Source organism: Arcanobacterium hippocoleae (assembly GCF_040360365.1).
GTDB classification, from domain to species: Bacteria; Actinomycetota; Actinomycetes; order Actinomycetales; family Actinomycetaceae; genus Arcanobacterium_A; species Arcanobacterium_A hippocoleae_A.
Window position 1 is genome coordinate 2,268,570 of sequence record NZ_CP136412.1, and the last position, 22,078, is coordinate 2,290,647.

The 22,078-nt window shown below is 49.4% G+C and carries 17 protein-coding genes and 1 pseudogene; 15 read left to right on the plus strand and 3 right to left on the minus strand.

Annotated elements, in window-relative coordinates:
- Positions 1 to 15 precede the first annotated feature (15 nt).
- From RQN30_RS11620 to RQN30_RS11635, 4 genes are read left to right on the plus strand one after another with little or no spacing between them, the layout of a single operon-like run.
- Positions 16 to 702 (plus strand): isopeptide-forming domain-containing protein, encoded by a 687-nt coding sequence (locus tag RQN30_RS11620; RefSeq protein WP_353060610.1) that lies wholly within the window; start codon positions 16 to 18, stop codon positions 700 to 702.
- On the plus strand, positions 699 to 2,855 hold the full coding sequence (locus RQN30_RS11625; protein ID WP_353060611.1) for a hypothetical protein: 2,157 nt from the start codon (positions 699 to 701) through the stop codon (positions 2,853 to 2,855). Before RQN30_RS11620 ends, RQN30_RS11625 begins: the two co-directional genes overlap by 4 nt.
- Entirely contained in the window at positions 2,798 to 3,760 is a 963-nt protein-coding gene (locus RQN30_RS11630; RefSeq protein WP_353060612.1) for an MSCRAMM family protein, read from the plus strand. The genes RQN30_RS11625 and RQN30_RS11630 overlap by 58 nt, the downstream gene beginning before the upstream one ends.
- A 59-nt stretch (positions 3,761 to 3,819) precedes the next feature.
- On the plus strand, positions 3,820 to 4,887 hold the full coding sequence (locus tag RQN30_RS11635; protein WP_353060613.1) for an MSCRAMM family protein: 1,068 nt from the start codon (positions 3,820 to 3,822) through the stop codon (positions 4,885 to 4,887).
- Between the two features lie 618 nt (positions 4,888 to 5,505).
- Here RQN30_RS11635 and RQN30_RS11640 read toward each other — a convergent pair.
- The 3 genes from RQN30_RS11640 to RQN30_RS11650 form a co-directional block, all read right to left on the minus strand.
- On the minus strand, positions 5,506 to 6,180 hold the full coding sequence (locus RQN30_RS11640; RefSeq protein ID WP_353060614.1) for a DUF3159 domain-containing protein: 675 nt from the start codon (positions 6,178 to 6,180) through the stop codon (positions 5,506 to 5,508).
- A complete protein-coding gene (locus RQN30_RS11645) occupies positions 6,177 to 6,302 on the minus strand; it encodes a hypothetical protein (RefSeq protein WP_353060615.1) in 126 nt (41 codons plus the stop codon). The genes RQN30_RS11640 and RQN30_RS11645 overlap by 4 nt, the downstream gene beginning before the upstream one ends.
- A gap of 132 nt (positions 6,303 to 6,434) precedes the next feature.
- A complete protein-coding gene (locus RQN30_RS11650) occupies positions 6,435 to 7,025 on the minus strand; it encodes a flavodoxin domain-containing protein (protein ID WP_353060616.1) in 591 nt (196 codons plus the stop codon).
- 754 nt (positions 7,026 to 7,779) lie between these two features.
- Between RQN30_RS11650 and RQN30_RS11655 the strand changes: the two genes are divergently transcribed.
- The 11 genes and pseudogenes from RQN30_RS11655 (at position 7,780) to RQN30_RS11705 (ending at position 22,035) form a co-directional block, all read left to right on the plus strand.
- Positions 7,780 to 8,202, plus strand: coding sequence for an RbsD/FucU family protein (locus RQN30_RS11655; RefSeq protein WP_353060617.1), 423 nt, complete (start codon positions 7,780 to 7,782; stop codon positions 8,200 to 8,202).
- Between the two features lie 291 nt (positions 8,203 to 8,493).
- Positions 8,494 to 10,262: pseudogene (locus RQN30_RS11660) on the plus strand (L-fucose isomerase).
- Between the two features lie 14 nt (positions 10,263 to 10,276).
- Entirely contained in the window at positions 10,277 to 11,698 is a 1,422-nt protein-coding gene (locus RQN30_RS11665; protein WP_353060618.1) for an FGGY-family carbohydrate kinase, read from the plus strand.
- A gap of 170 nt (positions 11,699 to 11,868) precedes the next feature.
- Positions 11,869 to 12,519: a class II aldolase/adducin family protein gene (locus tag RQN30_RS11670; protein ID WP_353060619.1), complete on the plus strand. Its 651-nt coding sequence runs from the start codon at positions 11,869 to 11,871 to the stop codon at positions 12,517 to 12,519.
- A 325-nt stretch (positions 12,520 to 12,844) separates the two neighbouring features.
- Positions 12,845 to 13,858 (plus strand): LacI family DNA-binding transcriptional regulator, encoded by a 1,014-nt coding sequence (locus RQN30_RS11675; protein ID WP_353060620.1) that lies wholly within the window; start codon positions 12,845 to 12,847, stop codon positions 13,856 to 13,858.
- Between the two features lie 467 nt (positions 13,859 to 14,325).
- Positions 14,326 to 15,609 (plus strand): ABC transporter substrate-binding protein, encoded by a 1,284-nt coding sequence (locus RQN30_RS11680; RefSeq protein WP_353060621.1) that lies wholly within the window; start codon positions 14,326 to 14,328, stop codon positions 15,607 to 15,609.
- A 112-nt stretch (positions 15,610 to 15,721) separates the two neighbouring features.
- Positions 15,722 to 16,654 carry a carbohydrate ABC transporter permease gene (locus RQN30_RS11685; RefSeq protein WP_353060622.1) on the plus strand — a complete coding sequence of 311 codons (933 nt, stop codon included), beginning with the start codon at positions 15,722 to 15,724 and terminating at the stop codon, positions 16,652 to 16,654.
- A complete protein-coding gene (locus tag RQN30_RS11690; protein WP_353060623.1) occupies positions 16,647 to 17,489 on the plus strand; it encodes a carbohydrate ABC transporter permease in 843 nt (280 codons plus the stop codon). The genes RQN30_RS11685 and RQN30_RS11690 overlap by 8 nt, the downstream gene beginning before the upstream one ends.
- A gap of 32 nt (positions 17,490 to 17,521) precedes the next feature.
- Complete coding sequence (locus tag RQN30_RS11695; RefSeq protein ID WP_353060624.1) at positions 17,522 to 18,832, plus strand: alpha-L-fucosidase; 1,311 nt, start codon at positions 17,522 to 17,524, stop codon at positions 18,830 to 18,832.
- Between the two features lie 29 nt (positions 18,833 to 18,861).
- Positions 18,862 to 21,138 (plus strand): glycosyl hydrolase family 65 domain-containing protein, encoded by a 2,277-nt coding sequence (locus tag RQN30_RS11700; RefSeq protein ID WP_353060625.1) that lies wholly within the window; start codon positions 18,862 to 18,864, stop codon positions 21,136 to 21,138.
- A 33-nt stretch (positions 21,139 to 21,171) separates the two neighbouring features.
- A complete protein-coding gene (locus RQN30_RS11705; protein ID WP_353060626.1) occupies positions 21,172 to 22,035 on the plus strand; it encodes an HAD family hydrolase in 864 nt (287 codons plus the stop codon).
- The last annotated feature ends 43 nt before the right edge of the window (positions 22,036 to 22,078 follow it).

Sequence of the window (22,078 nt, forward strand, 5' to 3'; positions counted from 1 at the left end):
AAAGAGAGAATTATCGTGATTGAACTACAGCATCCGCGCAGATACCGCTGCGGCTTCTTCCTCGTGCTATTAGCCTTACTAATACCGGCGCCCATCGCGAGCGCGCAGACGGTTACAGGTGATGTAGAAAATCTCGATACCGCGCAAATTCAGGCAGATAAACCGGTGCGGCTAACTATTACCGTTCCGCAAGTAAACCCGTTTGACGAAGCTTCTGCACATCCAAATTCACGGCCGGTAAGCGGGCGGAATTATCGGGCGGTGTTAATTGATGGATTTGATTTAACCACACAAGCAGGATGGCAGGCAGCAAAACATGCGAATCTTGCCGCAATTCAGCGCTTGCCGGAAAAATTTTCCCAAAATGCAGTTACCGATACGCAGGGGCGCGCAGTATTTCCGGAGCTGAAAATCGGGCTTTATCTGATTGCAGAGGTCGGGTATGAAAGCGAGTCCGCATTTTTGGTTACAGTTCCCACAGGTAACGACGGCGTATGGAATTATGATGTGGAGATATTTGCAAAACAAAACGGATCAGAACCTCCGCCGGCAATCCCGCCAACTCCGGAAATCCCGCAAACACCCGCATACCTTTCCGTTACCGGAGCACAAATCGGATCCGCCGCTATAACGGCAGGAGTGTTAATTGCTGCCGGCATGGGAATGCTGGTAACGCGCAGAAGAAAGGACGATGTACGATGAAAAAGTTTTTTGGCAGCGTGCAGCGCGCTTGTTTATTCTGTATTTCGTTCTTAATGATTATGACGGTATCTCCAGCAGTGCCTGCGTTGGAAATCCCGATTAGCCCAACTGCTGCAGCATTAGCGCCAGTAAAATTCACTGCCGATTATCAGCCTGTGCTTAATCAGAATGGTTCCTTGAAAGAGTTTAAGTGGACGATTACCTTAACTTCCGATGGGAAGAAATTTAGCGAACTCCAGCCGACCTTTACGGCAGCAGCTTTACCCGGTGCCGGTATCGGCAAACCTGTATCTACGGCGCAAAGCGTGCCGTCAGCATTGAATACATACGGTTTCACGTTAAAACCCACAAATGCTCTTAACACGATTCGCTATCAGTTCACTACTCCGGTGACTGCAGTGCAAAGCACATACGCGCTTGATCTGTTTCTGCAGCTTGGTAACTATCGTGCGCAAAACGGGCAGAATGCCGTGCCGGATACTCTGGCGCAGCGGGTAATTGTAAAACCAAAACGTGATGATCAAAGTGCTTTCCCCGAATTTGATCCGAATCAGCCGATCCTTACACCAGTAGTGGAAACAGATCGGACAATTACCGGAAAATATCTCAACGAAAACGAGATTGAGTGGACGATCGTCGAAATAAATCAAGATCTTGACCGTCTTGATCAAAATACTGGGCGGGTAGTGGAAGCCAATCAGACTCTTCCAAGGGTATTACCGCAGGTTGATACTTCCCAGACGATTTCGGCTGACGAAGTGAAGCGATATAGCTTAAATCGGGTCGGGACGAATGGGGTAAATACTAATAGTGCTGGTACGCATACGCTTGTGAACGACGGTACAAAGATGCCGCCCGGGAGTCTTTCGATTAGAACAGTGCGGACGAAGATCACAGATTCCACCGTGCATCATGCGCTGGGGTCTGCCAGCCTAGAATCCTTGAAAGGCGATATCGTATTGTATCGTTTTTGGGGAGCTGTGCCCGAGAAAACCCGAGCCGGGATGAATGTTTCTTTAACGGATCCTGCCAATGCCGGCAAGACTTATAAAACTTCGATCGCGGCAGAAGCTGAATCAGCAGTATTGAAGAATGTTGATCGGTTTCAGCAAAGTAATGGTAATTTTCAGCGGATTGAATATCGCGTGAGCGGTGAAGCGCCTGCGGGAACCCGTGTAACTAATTATACTTATGACGGTTTAGCGTCTACTGCCTGGTTATCTTTAACGAAAGACACGCCAATCGTGCCGTCAGCTCCAGGTAAATACGGGATTACAGCGGTGCAGCCAATTCACTTTGATTACTTTGAAAAGGAGAATGACAAAGGCACTGTGGCTGGTTTTGATTCCAAACTTGACTTGACCTGGAAAATACCGGCACGGATGGAAGTTGGCGAACAGTTCCGCTTCACTGTTCCCGCAGACATTGCAATTAATTATTCTCCGTCGACGACGGTGCCATTCTCGTTTATTTATGATACGAAATATCCAAATAACGAATCGAAAGCTCTTATGCAAGTGTATTTGGTGAATCCAAAGCAACTAATTTTTGCCGCAACCGAAAATGCTTATAGTGAAACCGATATAACGGGTACGTTTACTATTGGTGAAAAAATGCCAGTTAAAGGCTGCAATGGTGCAAGTTCGGGTGTGGTACAGGTAAATAAGCTAAACGACAATGGTAAACCGCAATTTAAACCGGATTGTAATACGCCTGACCTTTGGGGCGGGATTACCCCAAACCCAACGCAACTTGTCAATGGTGATTCGCATTATGTTGGAAAACAAGTCGTCTATAAAAATGAGTGGCTTGGCGACGGGACAAAGGCGCCGATAGCAAATAATATGCATAATCTTGTTGAGATTGATTGGAATATGGATCCGTATCGAGCAAGTTATGCAATTTTGAATAAAGATATTTACAAAGAGGATAATACGGACCGTTCGATTACCTGGGATATTATCGTCAATGCCGGCGGTAAAGGCGAATTCAAGCGCGAACTATGGCTGCGTGATTCCTTTTTAAGAACTCTGGCGGAAACGGATACGAGACGGCAAATATTAGGTATTTTACTGGTGATGATTGGTCAAAATCAGTGGAAGTTTATGCTGCTCAAGGATACTCGAATGGTTCATATAATCCTGATACTTTGATTCAAATTTATCCGCAAGATCCACGTGGGTTAAAGGATAAATACATTGTTGATGTTCGTAATGAAGGATTTGGCGGAAATCAAAACGATGGTCTCATTGTCCATATGAAGCAGTGGTACAACAGCAGGCATGAATGGCTTCCGCAAGGGACACCGCCTGGATACCATTCACTGGTAGTGCGCGTAAAAACGAAAAAGATCCAATACCCAGTACCAGATTCTGGTTACTACCATAATTCAACACGTTTTGAGAAACACGACTGGCTGCATGGACGAGTAGATGTGACCTCAACCGAGGGCGGAAAACGCGGATTCCTATATGTTGCGCATTTCCCGGTTTCTGCGTCTGGAAGCGGTGCAGTGACTCCGACAGCGCTAACTAACGTCACGATTAAAAAGGTTGACCTGCAAAATAACTTGATCAAGAGTGCAGATAAGCAGATGCCTGCAGAATTCAAAGTTTATGCAGAAGAAAAGGGCAAGAAAGGAAAGCTGCTAAAAGAAGCATATTTGGTTGACGGTACGCTGTCACTTTCGTCTTTGCCGTATCCAACTACGCTGTATCTGGAAGAAGTAAAGCCGCCAACCGGCTATTTCCAAGGGAAAAACGTCAACTATAAACTCGTAATTGACGCCAGCGGGAAAACAAGCTTCTTCGCAGCAGGGCCAGGAGGAGCATGGACTCAAATCGGTACGCAGGAAGCAGCTGAACAGCACGAGTTCGCGGTGAAAAACATACCTTATCCGTCGTTGCGGATCACAAAACTCGATGAAACAAGTAAAGAGAAATTAGCTGGTGCCGTATTTGAACTGAAAGGACCGAATCAGGAAATCCGTCGGATTGGAATGCAAAACTCCCAATCGATGTTCCTTTTGCGAATCTCAAACCCGGAAATTATACGTTAACTGAAGTAAAAGCCCCGAACGGTTATGAACAGCAAAAGGGACTCAGATGGACTTTCAAAGTGAAAGAAAATCAAAACGGAGAATTAGTAGTAGCTGATTTTGCCGGTGCAGGCGTGCAGCAAATACCGAGTGAAGCTTGTAAGGGTGAACCGGGGCGTGCATTACACTGTGTAGATCTCACCAATAAACGTTCACCTGAACTGCGCTTAAAGAAAATTGATGCAGACAACCCTGATATTGCTCTTGCCGGTGTATCTTTCACTTTGCTGAAGAAAGATATAAGCGGAGATTATCTGCCTTATCTGCAAGGAGATAATAAGATATTCATTACCCGTCAAGACGGTACTTTGAATTTTCCGTTCCTGGCTGAAGGCGAATACCGGCTTACTGAAACAAAACCGATACCCGGCTATGCAAATCTTACAAAACCGATTGATTTCCGGGTTGCAAAAAATGCGCAGATTGAAGTTACCACCGCGAATCAAAACTATAACAACGGCATATTAACAATCAAGAATCAAAAACAATCCGTGCCATTAGAATTTAATTTCCAAAAAATAATGAGCAGCAATACGCAAGGAAACACATGTAATAATACCTTTGGCGTGCCTGTATCGGATGAATGCAAGATTCTGGTTGGAAACCTGAAAATGCAGATTACTGCGAAAAATGGCGGGAAACAAGTTGCGCAAACATGGGATCTTGCTAATGATTGGAAAGAAAAAGCTCTCGGCGGGAAGCAAGAATCCGTGCTTGAATTTAAACTTCCTGCCGGGCTTGCAGACGGTGAATATATTTTGCGTGAAATTGAAGCACCAGCAGGATTTTTAGCCACTGAAGAAGAATGGACTTTAAGAATCGACAATACGGCACGAACTGTATCTTGGGTGAAATCTCCGCAAGAAACAGTACTCTTGTTCAAAGATGGTGCTGATGCAAAGAATAGCGTGCCTTTGATTGTAAAAAATCCGCTGATCGAATATCCTGCATTACCGCTTACCGGTTCCTTTGGTGTGGCACCATTTGCTGCGGCTGCCGGATTATTGATGTGCCTTGCACTGATAATGTATCTGCGACGGAATGCAAAATCGGCGCGTTATGCCGGCGGGGATTTGCTTTTAACGTAAGTGGTGGCGGAATCTGCTTGGGCTAACGTAAGTGGTGGCGGGATTCGCTCTGACAACTCTTTACATTTTTCTTTGGGTTGGTGCGATGAAGCTGGTGTTTGTTCGGCTTGGTGGGATAAAAAGCCGGTAGTTGTTTGGCGGAAAGCGGTGTTTTTGCATAGATCAAGCTTGACCGCTGTGCAAAAACACCGCTTGGAACCGGCCAAACTAGACCCAGCTAACGCAACTGATGGCATAATCCTCGCAAGTTCACGTAACTGGTGGCGGAATCTGCTTGGGCTAACGTAAGTGGTGGCGAAATGGGTGGTTTTGTGTACGACGGGAGAGCCGTCGTTCCTTTAAGCCTGTGACCTGCGGTAACGTAAGCACTTTCGGAGGTTAAAATTACAGCCTGAGTTCTTGCCGCCAGTTACGTAATGAAAATGAGTTCCCGCCACCAGTTACGTAAAGTTTTCTTCTTTTTGCCAGCAGTTACGTAACGAACCTGAGTTCCCGCCGTCACTTACGTAACGAATCTGGGTTCTTGCCAGCATTCCGAGGTCATGTAAGCGGCGGAGTGCGGTGCTGGTGATTTCCGTCGTTAATTTACGCGGCGGATAAAGAATTGCGGAAAGTTAACTAAGCCGAATTCTGATTCCCGGCTTTGCGGTTTCGCTTTGGAAGTGTTCGCAAAAGCTGCCAGCATATGTATGCTGCGAGAATGTCGGCAGGTAAGCCAAGCGTCAGTTTCATTATTCCCAGCCATTGTGCGTGTCCGCCGAAATATAGCGGAATCTGCACGCTCAGACGTGCGGCGAAAATAAATGTCCAGACCCATGTGATTTGGTAGTAGCGTACCCGCGTCAATGCCCATTCTTGACCGTGCCGCCAGCGCGTCTTTTCACCCCGGAGATAGCCCAGCATAACTCCCAGCAGCGGCCAGCGCACCAGAATGGAGACAAGTATTATGCTCCCGTAAGTCATATTTTTCAAGATGCTCACAAGAAATACGTTGACTGCCTGCCCGGTTTTCCATGCCACGAACACCGAAGCGGCCATCGTGAGCACACCGCTTAAAGCGGGCTTAACGGACAGCCTTTGAATCGCTCGCGCCGCAGCAAAAGTGCAGCACAGCCCGAATGCGATTAGTGCCGGCACGAGATAATCTCCGGTTGTTATCAGCAGCACTACGAACGTGAGAGTTGGGATAACTGCTTCGAATACGGCTCTCCAGCCGCCGACAACGTTGAGAATATTGAAATCATCCGCATTGAGGGCGTGGAGACCAGATTTTTTCGCAGAAGATTTCTTCATGCCGGCAGCCGGCGGTGCTGCTTTTCGTGAGTGCCGACGGGGAGCGAGACAGTGTATATATCGTCAGTGCCGGGGCCGTCGGTATTTTTTACGGGCGAAACACTATTTGCATCGCTGTTCATGTTCATCCTTTCCGGGAATGCTCACGGATAAGCACTCGGCGCAGCCAATAGTTATTGCGGGTTTGACGTTTAATCGGCAAGTTAATTGGCGGTGTTATCGGCAGATTTATCGGAAATGTCCGCATATTCGTTTCAGTAGGCGAGAATTTCCCGGGCGCGGGTAAGGAGCGGCTCCAGCGCCTTGCGGTCTGTATGGTCGTATCCCTCCGCAATATGGTCAGCTACAGCTGCAGCCCACTCTCCGCGGCCGCGGTATTTCTGGATGCGCTTTGCAAAAATTTTGAGCAAAGTTTTCTCCACGGGATTCAGCCCCTCGTAGCGCACTCCGCCCTCAAGATAGAAATATGAATATTCGCCCTTTGCCATCTCGTTTTTCGTAAACGTGCGGGCAGCAGATTTCCAATCGCGGTCCGGATGCTGCGGGGTGCCGCCATTTGCCCACACGATTACTTTTCCGGTACCGAGCATCTTTGCTTTTTTGAGTAGAGATCGGAACGTCTTGAACCCGCGGATAATATGCATCCGCACACCGGCTCCGTATATCACAAGATCGTATCCTGCAAGGTTAATAGATCCCTGACTCACGGCAGTACGCAATTCCTGCAGTGAGAAGATATCGGCATCTAAGCTCTCCGCAATCCAGCGTGCATATGTGCGTGAAAATCCGGTAATCGTGTTGTAAACGACGATGGCATGTTTTGCAGAATTGTTGGTCGTATTCATGTGTGTCCGTCCCTTGGCGCCGCATAGTATTTTTGCGACACTATTTCTCTAATATGCGTGTATCAAAAGCAAGAATATATCTTAAACCGTGTCAATTGGGAATTTTGGGCAAGTAATTTTAGCGACACTTTTGTTTCTTATTTATTTTTTACTGCAGTTTTCCGCTGATGACGCAGCGGAACATCGGGCTTATTGGCGTTTGGAGACTGATGATTGCTGTGATTCATTGGTGTTTCATGCGGATTTCGCAGGAAGGTTTTCCGGAGTTGCTGCCGCAAGGGGCGGAATGTTTTTGGAGCGGCAGGATTAACCAAACTAAAAGGGACGGAGTATTGGGCGGTGCTAACTGGATTAAAGGGGAACCGGACTCGGGAATAATGCCCGCTGTGACGTATTTTTCCGCTTCTTCCTTGTATGCTTGCGTGAGACGGGGCTAGAGTTTCCATTTCGGCAATGGAGTGCGGAGCAGGTGAATCGAGTATGCCGGTTTTTAGCTTTTAGATGCTGGGGTGCTGGGATGTTGGGGTGCTGGAGTGCGGTGCATGCGGTGTATGCAGTCCATACGGTAAGTATGCCGCGGTTTCGAATATTAAAGCCGGATTCGCTGCCGGGTGTGCGCTTTTCTGACATGCCGATGCGGCTTGCGGTGCGATAGTGAGTTTGTCGCTAGAATCGACGCAAAGTTCAACGCAGAATTTGATGCGGAATTTGATATAAAGTTCGACGTAAAGTTCGACGCAGAGAGGGAAATATAATGCTGTATGGAGCAATGACGCATCCGGAATTGCTGCGTGCTTTGGCAGCTGCGGGGCATGGAGCAAAAATTCTGATTGCCGATGGGAATTATCCGTATTCGGTGGCGGCGCCGCCGCGCTGTGAGCGGATTTCACTCAATTTAGCGCCAGGTATGCTCACGGTGATGGATGTGCTGAACGTACTGAAAAACACCATTCCGATTGAAGCTGCCGCAATCATGGTGCCGGCGCCGGGAGGTCCGCCGCTTGACCCGCAAGTTCATTCTGATTATCGGAATGCGCTGCCGGGAGTCGAGTTTCGTGAGATTGACCGTTTTCGGTTTTATGAGGAAGCAGCTGATGATTACGTGGCTGTGTTGATTGCTACAGGGGATCAGCGCCTGTATGCCAATATCATTCTCACAATCGGTGTGCGCAGCTGACTGTAAAATAACGCCAACGTGTGAGCGCATGACACGCCGCTGGTTCAAACTTCCTGCGAAGATTTATCCATAATTTCAGGTTTTCTTCTTCGCGGGAAGTTTCTTTTCTGCTTTTATCTGTGAAAACAGTACTTTTTCCGTATGGGATGAGGTACGATTAAGAGCGTAAACCGCCGCAGGATTTCAAGATATTTTCCGCAGAGTCTTGTGCGCACGTCTTGTTAGCGCTAACGTTATAGTGTAGAGCTATTGATGTGGCGATGCTGCCACCGAAAGAACGAAGGGGTTCAGATGTCAAATCATCCAGTAATTGCAATCCGTCCGATTATCGACGGCAGACGCCGCGGCGTGCGCGAATCACTTGAAGACAAAACAATGGAGATGGCGCATGCTGCAGCTGCATTAATTACTGCAAATCTGCATTATACCGACGGTAAGCACGTAGAATGCGTAATTGCTGACAGTACAATCGGGCGTGCCGGCGAAGCTGCGAAAGCGCAAGAAAAGTTTAATAAATACAATGTTGCCGGTGAGCTTACCGTTACCCCTTGCTGGGATTACGTCACCGAAGTTATTGATCTCAACCCCGAATCCAACATGCAATCTGGGGAATAAACGGCACGGAGCGGCCGGGCGCCGTCACACTGGCAGCAGCAATGGCAGCCTACGCGCAGTTCGGTATCCCCGCATTTGGGATTTACGGTCACCATGTGCAAGACGCCGATGATTCACAAATCCCGGCAGAAGTCGCGGAAAAGATTCTGCGCTACGCCCGGGCGGTGATAGCCGTCGGCGAACTCAAAGGAAAAACTATCTGCAAATGGGATCGCAGTGCATGGGAATCGCCGGGTCAATGGTAGATCGGCACTTCTTTTGCGAATACCTCGGATTAGGTGTCGAGTCAATCGATATGATTGAAATTGATCGGCGCATTAACTTCGGTATTTACGATCCCGACGAATATAAAAAGCCCGTGCATGGGTGGCGGAAAAGCTTACCGAAGGCGATGATATCGTCAACGTTCCGGAAAATTTCTTGAACGAAAAGACCCGCGAAGAACAGTGGGATTATGTAACGAAGATGGTAATTGTGGCTCGCGATCTGCTTACAGGCAACCCAAAACTTGCGCAGCTCGGTTTTGCGGAAGAAGCGGCCGGACACAACGCAATCGCCGGCGGATTTCAAGGGCAGCGGCAATGGACTGATTACAAGCCGAACGGCGATTTGATGGAAACCCTGCTTAACACGACATTCGATTGGAACGGCGCGCGCGAACCTATCACATTCGCTACCGAAAACGATACTCTCAACGGAGCCGCGATGCTCCTGAACTATCTTCTCACCAACCGAACTCAAATGTTCTCTGACGTGCGCACATACTGGTCTCCTGAAGCAGTCAAACGCGTAACAGGATTCGATCTTTCCGCTCTTAACGTTGATGGGTTCATTGACCTGCGCAACTCTGGAGCGACTACACTTGATGCCGCAGGTGCAATGACCGACGCGGACGGCCGCCCTGTGATGAAGCACTGGTGGGACGTAACCGAAGCGGATATCGATGCTGCTTTGAACGCCGCCACTTTCCATCCCGCCAATAAGCAGTACTTTCACGGCGGCGGATATTCCACGCATTTCTCCACCCGCGGCGGAATGCCGATGACGATGGTGCGCATTAATCTTGCGGCCGGACAAGGGCCGGTAATGCAGATAGCGGAAGGCTGGAGCCTTGAAATCAGTAAAGAAGCAGAAAAGACAATTGCTGACCGCACCGATCCGGCATGGCCAACCACGTTTTTGTGCCGCGGCTGACCGGCGAAGGCGCTTTCACTTCCACATACGATGTGATGGCAAATTGGGGCGCCAACCACGGCGCAATCGGATATGGGCATTTCGGGGCAGATATGCTTACTCTTGCCGCGATGCTGCGGATTCCCGTGAACATGCACAACGTCAGCTCCGCAGATATTTTCCGTCCGCGTGCGTGGTCGCTCTTCGGAACCAGCGATTTGGAAAGTGCTGATTACCGTGCCTGCGCGAGCTACGGACCGTTCTTTAAGTAAAGTTAGCAGATACTATGGCATCATTACATGTCCTCGCCATCGATATGGGAAGTTCCGCAATCCGTGCAATCCTCGGCACATGGGAAAGAAACACCCTTGTACGTCGGGAAATACTGCGGGTCCCGCATCAAGTATCCGGTACTGATTTGTGCTGGAATCTTGACGCGATATCATCAGCTGCGCGCAATGCAGTGATGAAAGCGCTGAAAATTCTTGGCCGGCTCCCCGACGGCGTAGGCGTGTGCGGCTGGGGAGTTGATTTCGTCGGCGTAGACAGTGCAAACTCTCCTGTTACCCCAGCTCGGGCGTATCGCGGCTCTCACGGAGCGCGCGGCAGGGCGGCATTAACAATGAGCGATTGGGAAGCATTTACGCTCTCAGGTGTGTACCCGCAGGATATTAACTCAATATATCAACTCGCGGGTTTACAGCTTGCAGATGCGCGCTGGTTTTCCAACTCGCAGCATATCGAGTTTTTACCGGATTGGACAGCGCGGGATTTAGCGACGGCAAGCTACGGTTCCTTTACCAAAAGACACGAGGTACCTCCGTGGACTTCTCTCGGGGTGGGATCCACGGCAGGATTTATCTCCGCAGATCGAAAGGCAATCGTTGGACCATGGGAAAGCATTGGTCTTAGTCCGGCAATCGTTCCTCCAATAGCGCCGGAGCTGACTATTGCTGCGGAACGCGGCCGGATGGCGATTATCCGCGCCGGATCGCACGATACTGCATGTGCTGCACATTCGCTGGGAAGCGGCTATGCGGGACTGTTTATCTCCTGCGGTTCCTGGGCGGTCGCCGGGGCAATCACACCCAATCCCGTCGTTACGAAAGAAGCATTTGCGGCGGGAGTGACAAACGAAGCTGCTGCCGCGGGGAAGAACCGTGCACAGGTAAATCTCACGGGGATGTGGCTGGTGCAAGAATGCCGCCGCGAATGGGGGCGGCAAGGCTGGAATCCCAGCTATGCTGAGCTTAATGCACTGACATTTGCTGCGGCAGTTCCCGACGGGGTGCTCGATGTGGGCCACCCGGACCTGGTTTCACCCGGTGATATGCCGAAGAAAATTACCCGCCTAGCAGCCCGGCAGCTCGGGGTGAAAGCGGAAACACCCGGTGAGATTTTGGCGCTTGCACACCGCTCAGTTGCGGCAGCAAGCGCCCGCGCGATTCAGAATCTGCGCCGAATTTGCGGTGCAAACGGCGATGTGGCGATTGTGGGCGGCGGGGTAAGAGATCCCTATCTGATTCAGGCAATGAAAGATGAATTGGGTGAAATTATTATTGGGGATCCGGAAGCGTCTGCACTGGGGAATCTCACTGCGCAGCTTATTACGCTCGGAGTTCCGGAGCAAAAGCTTGCTGCATGGCGGCAGGCGCGGGAGCGGAGAGTACAGACGTCGGCGGAAATGGATGCAGGCGTCATCGCCTGACTTTGATGAGCGCTGCCGCGGATGCCGGGACGGTGCCAGTGTAATGCGTGCGCGAGGACGGCAGACAAACAGCAGTACTTTCAAAAAACAAGCTTTTCAGGCAAGCTTTGCAGACGAACTTTGCAAACAAGCTTTGCAAATGAACTTAAGAAACGGGAAAGGGAAGATAAATGGAACTAACAGATTGGAAACTTCGCGAAGAAATCTGCGAAATCGGGAGAAAAGTTTGGCAAACAGGAATGGTTGCCGCAAATGACGGGAACATTTCGTACCGTTGCAGCGACGGTACAGTGCTGTGCACTCCCACCGGAGTATCGAAAGGGGCGTTGACTCCGGAAGCTATTTGCCGTGTAGATATTGCTGGAAAGCCGCTTGAAGAGTTTGCCGGTTTTCAAGTATCAAGCGAAGTAAAGGTCCATCTGCGTCTATATAAAGAGAATGCGGATGTGCGTGCCGTCGTCCACGCGCACCCGCCGTATGGTACAGCTTTTGCTATTGGCGGAAAGCCGATTATCTCGAAGATGCTGCCGGAAAATATTATCGCGATGCCGGAAATTCCAGTTGCTCCGTATGCGACGCCGTCAACATCTGAATTAGCAGATAATATTGCCCCATTTGTACATGATTATTCATGCTGTCTGATGGAAATGCATGGAGCTATTGCATGGGGAACAAGCCTGTTGGCAGCTTTTCAAGCGATGGAACGCCTTGAGTACACGGCAAAACTGACTGCAATTACGGCGCAGCTGGGATTTACCCGCGAGCTTGCTGCGGCCGAAATTCAAAAACTCATTGGAATGCGGGCGCAATACGGGCTTTGATTCCCGCAAATCGCTTCGCGATTGGGACCGGCTTTTACCCGCGCGATATTGTGCGGGCGCAATATCGGTTCAAAGTCTGCTGGTGCGAAGTCTGCTGGTGCGAAGTCTCGGTCCCTCCCGTGCACCTCTCCAAGCGGGAGGGACTGTACCTGATACAGCGAGCTTTCCGGATACAAGCAGAACAGCGTTCCGGCATGAAAGCAAAATAAGATACTTCTAGTGTGCGGAAAACAGGATTCGGGCGGATCGGGAAAATGAAAGTATGGGGAGCCGAACATGGATGTAAACGGCGAAAAATAAACTGATTACGGAGTTTCGGTTTACTATGGTGAGTATGAGAAATAAAGTGACGATGGCTGATGTTGCGAGCCGCGCAGGCGTATCGCTGCAAACTGTCTCGCGTGTCGTGCAGAATAAAGCCAATGTCTCCAAAGCTACACGGGAACGGGTGCAGGCCGTTGTCCGAGAGCTTAATTATGAGCCGGATATTAACGCGCAAATTCTTGCTTCAGGGCGCTCGCGCTCTATTGGTGTGATTACGGTGGGCGATATCTATTTTGGGATGCAGAAACTCTTTACTGCCGTTGAGGCGAGAGCGCGGCGCGCTGGGCGGTACGTTGTTTCTGCTTCTGTGCCGGAAAACGATCCAAGTGAACTCGTCAGCGCCATGAAATATATGCGGGCGCGCGGAGTGTTGGCGAGTGTGGTTTTGGCGCAAAATCCGGCGATCATCCCGGTGCTGGAAAATACTCCCGTCAACCGCGGGGTGTTGGTAATGAGCGGAAAACACCGTTTGAGTGATTATGTTACTATCGGTTTTGATCAAGTCTCTGGTTCCCGGGAGCTGACAGCGCATCTTTTATCCAGCACTGATTCAATCCTCCACATTGCCGGTCCGCTTTCGGCGCAAGACGCGATGGAACGTCTTGCTGCCTATCAGGAAGTGTGCGCTGAAGCTGGGGCTGCGGCACGTTGGGTGAGTGCAAATGGCTGGTCGGCAGAAGCCGGATATAACTTGGGACGCGATCTTAACCCGGTGCCGCAGGCAATTTTTGCCGCATCTGATCGGATTGCAATCGGGCTGATGCGCGCTTTAAGCGAACGCAGGCTGGAAGCTGGGAAAGACTATCTCCTGGGCGGTTTTGACGATATTGCGGAAGCTGCATATTTACGTCCGGCGCTGACTACTGTTCGGCAAGATTTTAGTTTGCTGGCACAGGAAGTAATTGCGAATTTAGAGGAAATTATTGCCGGTAAAGAGCCTTGCGCTGTGCAGGTGCAGACCGCGCTTATTGTGCGGGAATCTGCTCCGCAGCATGCAGTGCTTGCTGCCGGATGAAATTAACGCAGAGATGGTGCGGCAGTGCTGCGGCTGAATGCGCGGGCTTTGCGTCAGGTGCAGCAAAAAGCTGCCGCTGTTATTGCGGAGAATAGTTAGTAGAGCGCTGCCATAAAATCATTTTCCGGTGCGGCGCGATTGTGAAAATACGCAAAAAGCTATTTCTTAAATATTTTTTATTCGCGGCCGCAAGAAAAGAAAGTTACCGCGCTTTCCAGTTTGATAAAAGATGAAATGTGCCGATTATATAAGGTAGATACAGTGTTTTACGCGAATGTGCGGCTGCTTTTCGAAAGCGCGGAACCGTCGGTGAAATATAACAATTTAATAACATTGCGATTTTTTGATAAAAAGTCGAGATTTTAATTTTATAGAGTGTATAATTGTGAGCGCTATCAGAATTTACTTGGGCAATGTTGCGCAGGTAAGTTCGCACTCCTCAGTGCAACGAAGACGAAAGAGGAAAAATGAAAAAAGCTATTGCATTAATTTCGACGATGCTCCTTTCTGCTGCCGCCTTGACAGCTTGCAGCGGAGGAGAAAAGACGGAGTCTGCTTCTGGTGATTTACCGAAACTGACTTTTACTCACGGATACTTCCACGACGAATCCGAATGGGCGCCGGCAGCCGAGATGCGCAAGATATATGATGAGTTTGCGCAGGCTCACAAAGACGAATTCGTCTTTGAAGCAGTTGCTGATTCCAGCGGCGGCGAGGGAATCTACAACTCTGGACTCAACAAGGTGAGTGCCGGAGAATTCTATGATATCGCTGACTTCGGCGGTTACGATATTGTGCCGGTAGCGTCGAGCGCCGGGCTGATTATGGATCTGAAACCTTATCTTGACGAAGACTCCAAGTTTAAGGCTGGAGTTGGGGTTGCTTATGACCAAAATCTGACGAAAGACGGAAAGATTTACTCGGTTCGTGAGCAAATTGAAGGTGTTGGATTCTGGTATAACCAGAAGCTCTTTGAACAGGCGGGAGCTGCAGCTCCGGATCAGTGGAAATCCTGGGCTGATTTTGATACCGCAGTCGAAAAGCTGGTTTCAGCAGGTATTTCACCATTCAGTCTCAATGCCGGCTGGACTAGCAGTATTCTCTCTGCCGGATACCTGCAAAACAGTAAAGAATCCCGCGATTTCTATGCAAAGGGCGGGAATGCGGAAAGCTTCGGCAATGCTTCCTTCAAAGATTTTCTTAACTTTATGCAAAACCGGGTCCTCAGCAAGATTGACGCGGCACACTTTGGATCCGGCGCTGATGAAGACCGGAAATATGTAGAAGATTTCACCTCCGGCGACAGTGCAATGCTTTTCGAAGGCGTGTGGGCATCAAGTGATCTTGCCGGTGCAAAAGCTGGTGCAGAAAATCTGAAACCGGCACTTTTCCCGACGAACGACGGCAAGAAAGCTGGTCTGCTTTCTGGCGGTACCGGCTTTGTGGTATCCGACAAGCTCACTGATGAACAAAAAGAAATCGCTATTAAGTTCATTAAATACATGACCAGTCCGGAGATTGCGGCACGCATTGTAGAAAAAGGTATCGGCATGGCTCCGAGCAGCAGCTTGGACTACAGCACTATTAAAGGTCCCGATGCTGCGTCCAAGCTAATGATTGCAGCCTGCAACCTGCTGCAATCTGCAGACATTAAAGCTCTTGGATTCGGCAATACGTTTGGTGATATGGAAAGCGAAATCCTGAGCAAGTACGCCGGGCTGAAAGACGGCTCATCCGCTCGGACAAAGTAATCGCTGAACTGGATCAAGCCTTAGCGGCAGCTGAGTAAGAAACAAAAGGCTGTGCGGGTTAAGAGGTGCCCGCCGCGGGCACCTCTTATACCACTGAGTACGGGAGAACAGTGTGGAACAGCTGAAACGAAAAATCAACACACAGGCAAGACGGCGGCTTTTTGTTGGAGTGTTCCTTGCGCCGGCAATAGCGCTTTTTGCGCTAATCTACGCCTATCCGCTGGTAACTGTAATTTACACTTCGTTTTGTAAATGGAATTATAAAAACTTCCTGAAGCCGGAATTCCTCGGATTTGATCACTTATTTGACAACTACATCAAACTATTTACGCTAGATGCCAACTTTCAAATAGCTCTGGTCAATTCGATTAAATGGGTGTTGTTGAGCGTGTTGATCCAAGTGCCGTTTTCAATTATTGTGGCGCTGGTGCTTTCAAAGCGGGTGCGCGGATGGAAGTTTGCACGCAATGTGTATATTATTCCGAACATTATTTCCACGGCAGCTATCGGTCTGATTTTCCTGCAGCTTTATAGTCCTGGCCGCGGGGCAATCAGCCAAATCATCCAATTTTTCTTTCCGGATAAAGATATTGCAATATTGACAAACCCTGCCTCCGCATTCTGGGGTGTAACTTTCGCCTTTATCCTCTTTGGCGGAACATATTCACTGCTGATTTTGACGCAGATTGCTTCAATCGATTCGGCAATTTTGGAAGCGGCGAAACTCGATGGGGCTAATGAGCGGCAAATTGACTGCAAGATTATTTTGCCGCTGATTAAACCGATGATCGGCACTGTAACAGTGGTGGCAGCAAACTATGCATTATTGCTGTATAACGAGGTGGCGTTGATTACCGCTGGCGGGCCGGGGAATTCGACATACACCCTCAGCTACTACATTTACAAGACGGCAATCGGATCAGAAAAGCTGAACTTTGCACGCGGCAACACTGCCGGTGTAATTCAGCTCGTGCTCGGGCTTGTGCTTGTTGGAATCATTAACTATCTGTTTATTAAAGATAAAAAGAAGGTAAACAATGGCTAAGCGAAGCGGTGCAGTATCAGACAACAGCGGTGTCCTGCTGACTCTTTTCCGCTACGTTATTGTGGCGATTGTCTTGGTTGTATCAATCTATCCCCTGCTGTGGGTGTTTATTTCCTCTTTCAAGAAAAATCCGGGAGGCCTGGGGCTGCCGGAAGAGTGGGTATTTGACGGCTACATCTCAATTTTCACCAAGCTCAATGTACATACGTACTTCATCAATAGTTTGATTATCACAATTTTCTCCACCATCATCAGCGTGCTGGTGGTAGCGATGGCGGCGTATGCGGTGGCGAGAGTCGATTTCAAAGGGAAAAGTCTCATAATCATGATGTTCTCAATGACGCTCTTTATTCCATCCACGGCAATCTCTTTCCCAATCTATCGTTTACTGAATGATATGAATCTGGCAGATACACGGCTAGGCGTGATTCTGCTTTACTCTGGTCTGGGAATTGCCGTCACTTTCTTCATTCTTTACAGCTACTTCATTTCAATTCCAAAAGAAATAGAAGAAGCAGCGCAGATAGATGGATGCGGATATTTCAGCACATTTTTCAGAGTGATTGTTCCGATGGCGAAGCCTGGTTTGGCAACAGCGGGAATATTGGTGTTTCTGAACAACTGGAATGAGTTTTATTTTGCCTCAATTTTACTCAAATCCGCCGACAAAATGACGATTCCGGCCTTGCTCGGACAGTTCAAAACGGCGTATGCAACAAACTATAACGGGATGTTCTCCGCTATTGTAGTGGCGGTTCTGCCCACCATTATTTTGTTTTTCTTAGTTTCAGATAGCTTCATTAAATCTTTGACCGCTGGAGCCGTCAAAGGATAACCCGCCTAAAAAGCAGCTAGAAAGGGTGTATTATGTCGATAATCGAACAGCGTACGCAGCGCACGCAGTGGTTCTGCCAAGACCGGTTCGGAATGTTCATCCACTGGGGACTTTACGCTATCCCCGGCAGAGGGGAATGGGTGCGCAGCGATGAAGAAATCCGTGCGGCGGACTATCGCGTCTATTTTGACGAATGGAATCCGGTGCGCTGCGATATGCGCCAGTGGGCGCAAGCGGCAAAAAACGCCGGCATGAAATATGCCGTACTTACCGCGAAACACCATGAAGGATTTGCGCTGTGGGATACGCAGTATTCTGATTTTAAGACCACTAACACCGCATGCAAACGTGACTTTGTAAAAGAATATGCGGAAGCATTCCGTGAAGCCGGGCTGAAAGTCGGGATATATTTTTCGCTGCTCGACTGGGAACATCCGGATTTCCCGGCATACTCAGACCGTTTCCATGCAGACCGGAATCATGAAGAATTCAAAGACCGCACGCACGATTGGAATCAGTACCTTGATTTCATGCACGGGCAGGTACGGGAACTGATGAGTAACTATGGAAAGATTGACCTGCTGTGGTTTGATTTTTCCTACGATGAGCATATTGCCGAAAATTGGCGCGGAAAAGAACTGCTGGAAATGGTGCGCAGCCTGCAGCCGGAAATCGTGATTAACGGCAGACTTGAGGGCAGCGGAGAAAGCTACGGATCAATCATGACCGATAATCCCAGCATTTATAGCGGAGATTTTACTTGCCCGGAAATGATTATTCCGCCGCGCGGGCTGGTAACTCCAAGCGGGCAAGACGTGCCCTGGGAAGCCTGTTTCACCCTCGATAACAACTGGGGTTATGCGCCAAATGACCGTCATCATAAGAATGCGGCGCAAATAGTGCGCAAGCTTGTGGAATGCGTGAGCAAACACGGAAACATGATTGTAAACGTCTCTCCGACGGCAAAAGGCGAACTGCCTGAATGGCAATTAGAAGTGCTTGCGCAGGTTGGTAAATGGATGCACCGAAATTCTGAGAGTATCTACGGCTGCGGGCGTGCTGATTTGCCGAAACCGGAATGGGGGCGCTACACGCAAAAAGACGGCGTGGTTTATGCCCATGTGACTGAGGCGGCGATCGGGGCGCTGGCCCTGCCGGGTCTGAAAGGGCGCGTGCAGAAAATCCGCCGTCTTGCAGATGGTTTTGAAATGCGTGTTTTGACTCCGTGGGTGGCAAAAGAATTCCCTGACTGTGAATTCGTGAATTACGGCGTGCCGGATTATTTCTCGTTTACGCCTGCAGACGACGTAGATGAAGTACTCGAAATCACCTTATGTGATTGAGCAGAGGCAGACAAAAAAGGGGATTGCAAATGGAGTGGACTTTTCGTGAAACAGGATTCAATCAGGAGCGGATTGAATTGCTGGGAAGTAAATTCTCAATCGCTAACGGCTATTTCGGCTACCGCGGTACGCTGCAGGAATATACTGCAAACGAGCTAGTGGCATGCACACTCTCAGAAATTTTTGACGATAACGGCAGCGGCTGGCGCGAGCCGGTGAATATGCCGAATGCGCTTTACACAAAAAGCGTCTGTGCGGGAGTGCCGCTTTCGGTGCTGGAAACTCCGCCGGCGCATCACGAGCAGGGCATTGCGATTGATACTGGGCGGCAATTCCGCAGCAGCATCTTTGAACTGGCGGATGGGGTGACGGTGCGGATTGATGCGGAGCAGTTTGCGTCAATTGAAAATCATCATCTGCTGCTGATGCGTTACCGTGTAATCCTTGAAAGTGAACACGCAAACTCCAGTTATCCGTTGGAAATCACTACCGGAATTGACACGGATGTGTGGAATATTAACGGCAATCACTTTGCTGCATGCAATCCGCGCAGTGAAGACGATGCTGCCGGTTTTGTATGTGAAACTATTGAAACCGGTGCAAAAGCGGCTATTGCCCGGAAAATCGCAGTGACTGCCGGTGAAGCCGATATCTGTTCCGACGGGGCGATGTGGTATCTGCGGGCGCAGCTTGCCCCCGGAAAAGCAGTTGAATTTGAAAGCTATGCGGCAATTTGCAAAGAAACTGATTGCCCGGATGTGTGGCAAGCGGCGCTTGCGAATTTACATCTGGCAGCGCAAGCTGGTTTTTCTGCGCTTTTAGATACACAGCTAGCTCGCTGGACTGAGCGGTACAATCAACTGGGAATCGCGATCGAAGGCGATGAAGAAGCACAGCGGGCTGTACTTTATAGCTGCTACCTGCTTTACAGTACGGCTCCGGCTCACACTGACACAGTAGCAATCCCGGCGCGCGGTCTATCAGGGCAGGTCTATAAAGGCGCATACTTTTGGGATACCGAAATGCACATGATTCCGATGTTTGCCTACTGCACTCCGGAAATTGCGCGAAACCTGATGATGTACCGCGTAAAGAATCTGCAAGGTGCTCTGGAGAAAGCAAAAGAGTATGGATATCGCGGCGCTTTCTATCCTTGGGAAAGCCAGGAAAATGGGAAAGACGGCTGTACCCTCTACAACCTCACAGATATTTTTACCGGCAGAAAAATGCGGACCTATTTCCGCGATAAACAGGTACATATCAGCGCAGACGTCGTATATGGAATTTGGAAATACGTGCAGATTACCGGTGATGAGTCAATCTATTTAGCCGGCGGTGCGGAAACAATTTTTGAAGTTGCGCGTTTCTATAATTCTTTCGCTTATTTCAAGATGGATAAAGGGCGCTATGAGCTGCTCGACGTAACTGGCGCCGACGAATATCACGAGCGTGTCAATAATGACGCTTTCACAAACTATATGGTGAAATTTACGGCTAAAACGGCGCTTGAAGTAGCTGCCTGGCTCGAACGCGAACACCCAGAGAAATATGCACAAATTCTGCACGAGCTGGATTACCATGATGAGCTGAAAAATGTGCGTGATATGTACGAGCGGATCTATGTTCCAACGCCGAACGAGCAGGGGATTATTGAACAATTCGATACCTACTTCCAGCAAGAAGATCTCAGCCTGGAGGAACTCTATTCGCGGATTATTAAACCGAACGAATACCTTGGCAGTCCCGTCGGTTTAGCGGTGAATACGCAGATTCTCAAACAGCCGGATGTGGTTTTAGTGATGAGCTTGCTCTCTGACTGGTTCTCCGATGAGGTTAAGCTGCAGAACTGGGAGTATTACGAGCCGCGCACCGAACACGGATCCAGCCTATCTACCTGCATGTATGCACTTTTAGCGGCAAAAATTGGGAAAGTTGACTGGGCGTATAAATTCTTCCTGAAAGCAGCACGGCTGGATTTGGACGGTAACTATAAGCAATATTTAGGATCGCTCTATATCGGCGGTACGCACCCGGCTGCTAATGGCGGTACCTGGATGGCTTTGGTGCTCGGATTCGGCGGGCTGGAAGTTAGCGCAGCGGGCGTGATTCTCGATCCGCATTTGCCGCAAGGGTGGAAGCGTCTTTCATATGCTTTCAATTACGCTTCTTGCCGCGCTAAAGCAGAGATTACTGCCGGCACAATCACAATCCATCTCGCTGCCGATGCGCCCAAGGTGCTGCACGTGCAGGTAAAAGGAAACGACTATGAGTGCGCGCCTGGCGATAGCGTCACTATCAGATATTAAGGATATTAAGTGCACGGAAGAAGAGAGCAGAAGATGAAAAAATATCGCGCAATCTTTTTTGACTGGGACGGCACGGCAGTTATGTCGCGGCGTGCTCCTGCGGACAGAGCCGTGAAAGCAATGGCTCCGCTGCTTGATCAGGGGATTCCGTTAGTGATTGTAAGCGGAACCACGATTGAAAATATTGCCGGAGGTGAAATCGCGAAGTATTTTACTCCTGAACAGCTTAATCATCTTTATTTAGGATTAGCCCGCGGGGCATATAACTACCGCTTCACGGCCGGGGAGCCGGAAATATTTGCCGATATGATGCCGGATACAGATACGCTGCTGAAGATTCACCAGACTTGTTTCGATTTACATCTAATCCTCAAGCGTGACTATAACTTCGACACAGACATCGTTTTTACCAGACCGAATTATTGCAAGATCGATTTAATGGTTGGTTATGACCGCGGCGAGAGCTTGTTTATGCAGGGAAGTGAACTGGATGCGCTGCGCCGCAGCTTACAAGAGCATGGCATCGCAGGCGGGACGCAGGAGCTGATAGACCTTTCGGTGAAGCTGGCTGCTGATTACGGGATTAAAACAGCAACCACATGCGATGCGAAATACCTCGAAGTGGGGTTGTCGTCTAAGACCGATAATACCAATGCTATTTACCGGCACCTGGTGCGCAAGTACGGCATTACCGCAGCGCAGTGCAGTTTTTGGGGCGACGAGTTTGTAGGGCTGGAACCAGGCGTATTTGGTTCGGACAGTTTTATGCGTACCGAGCTGACGGGTGCAGGAGACTTCTTTGACGTTTCTGAAACTGCAGGGGAGCGCCCCGAAGGAGTCATCGTCTTAGGCGGCGGTGTGGAAACATTCCTTGAGTTTTTACGCTGCCAAGCTTAGTAAGGCGATACAAATAAAAAGAAAACTATTATTAGCAAAGGAG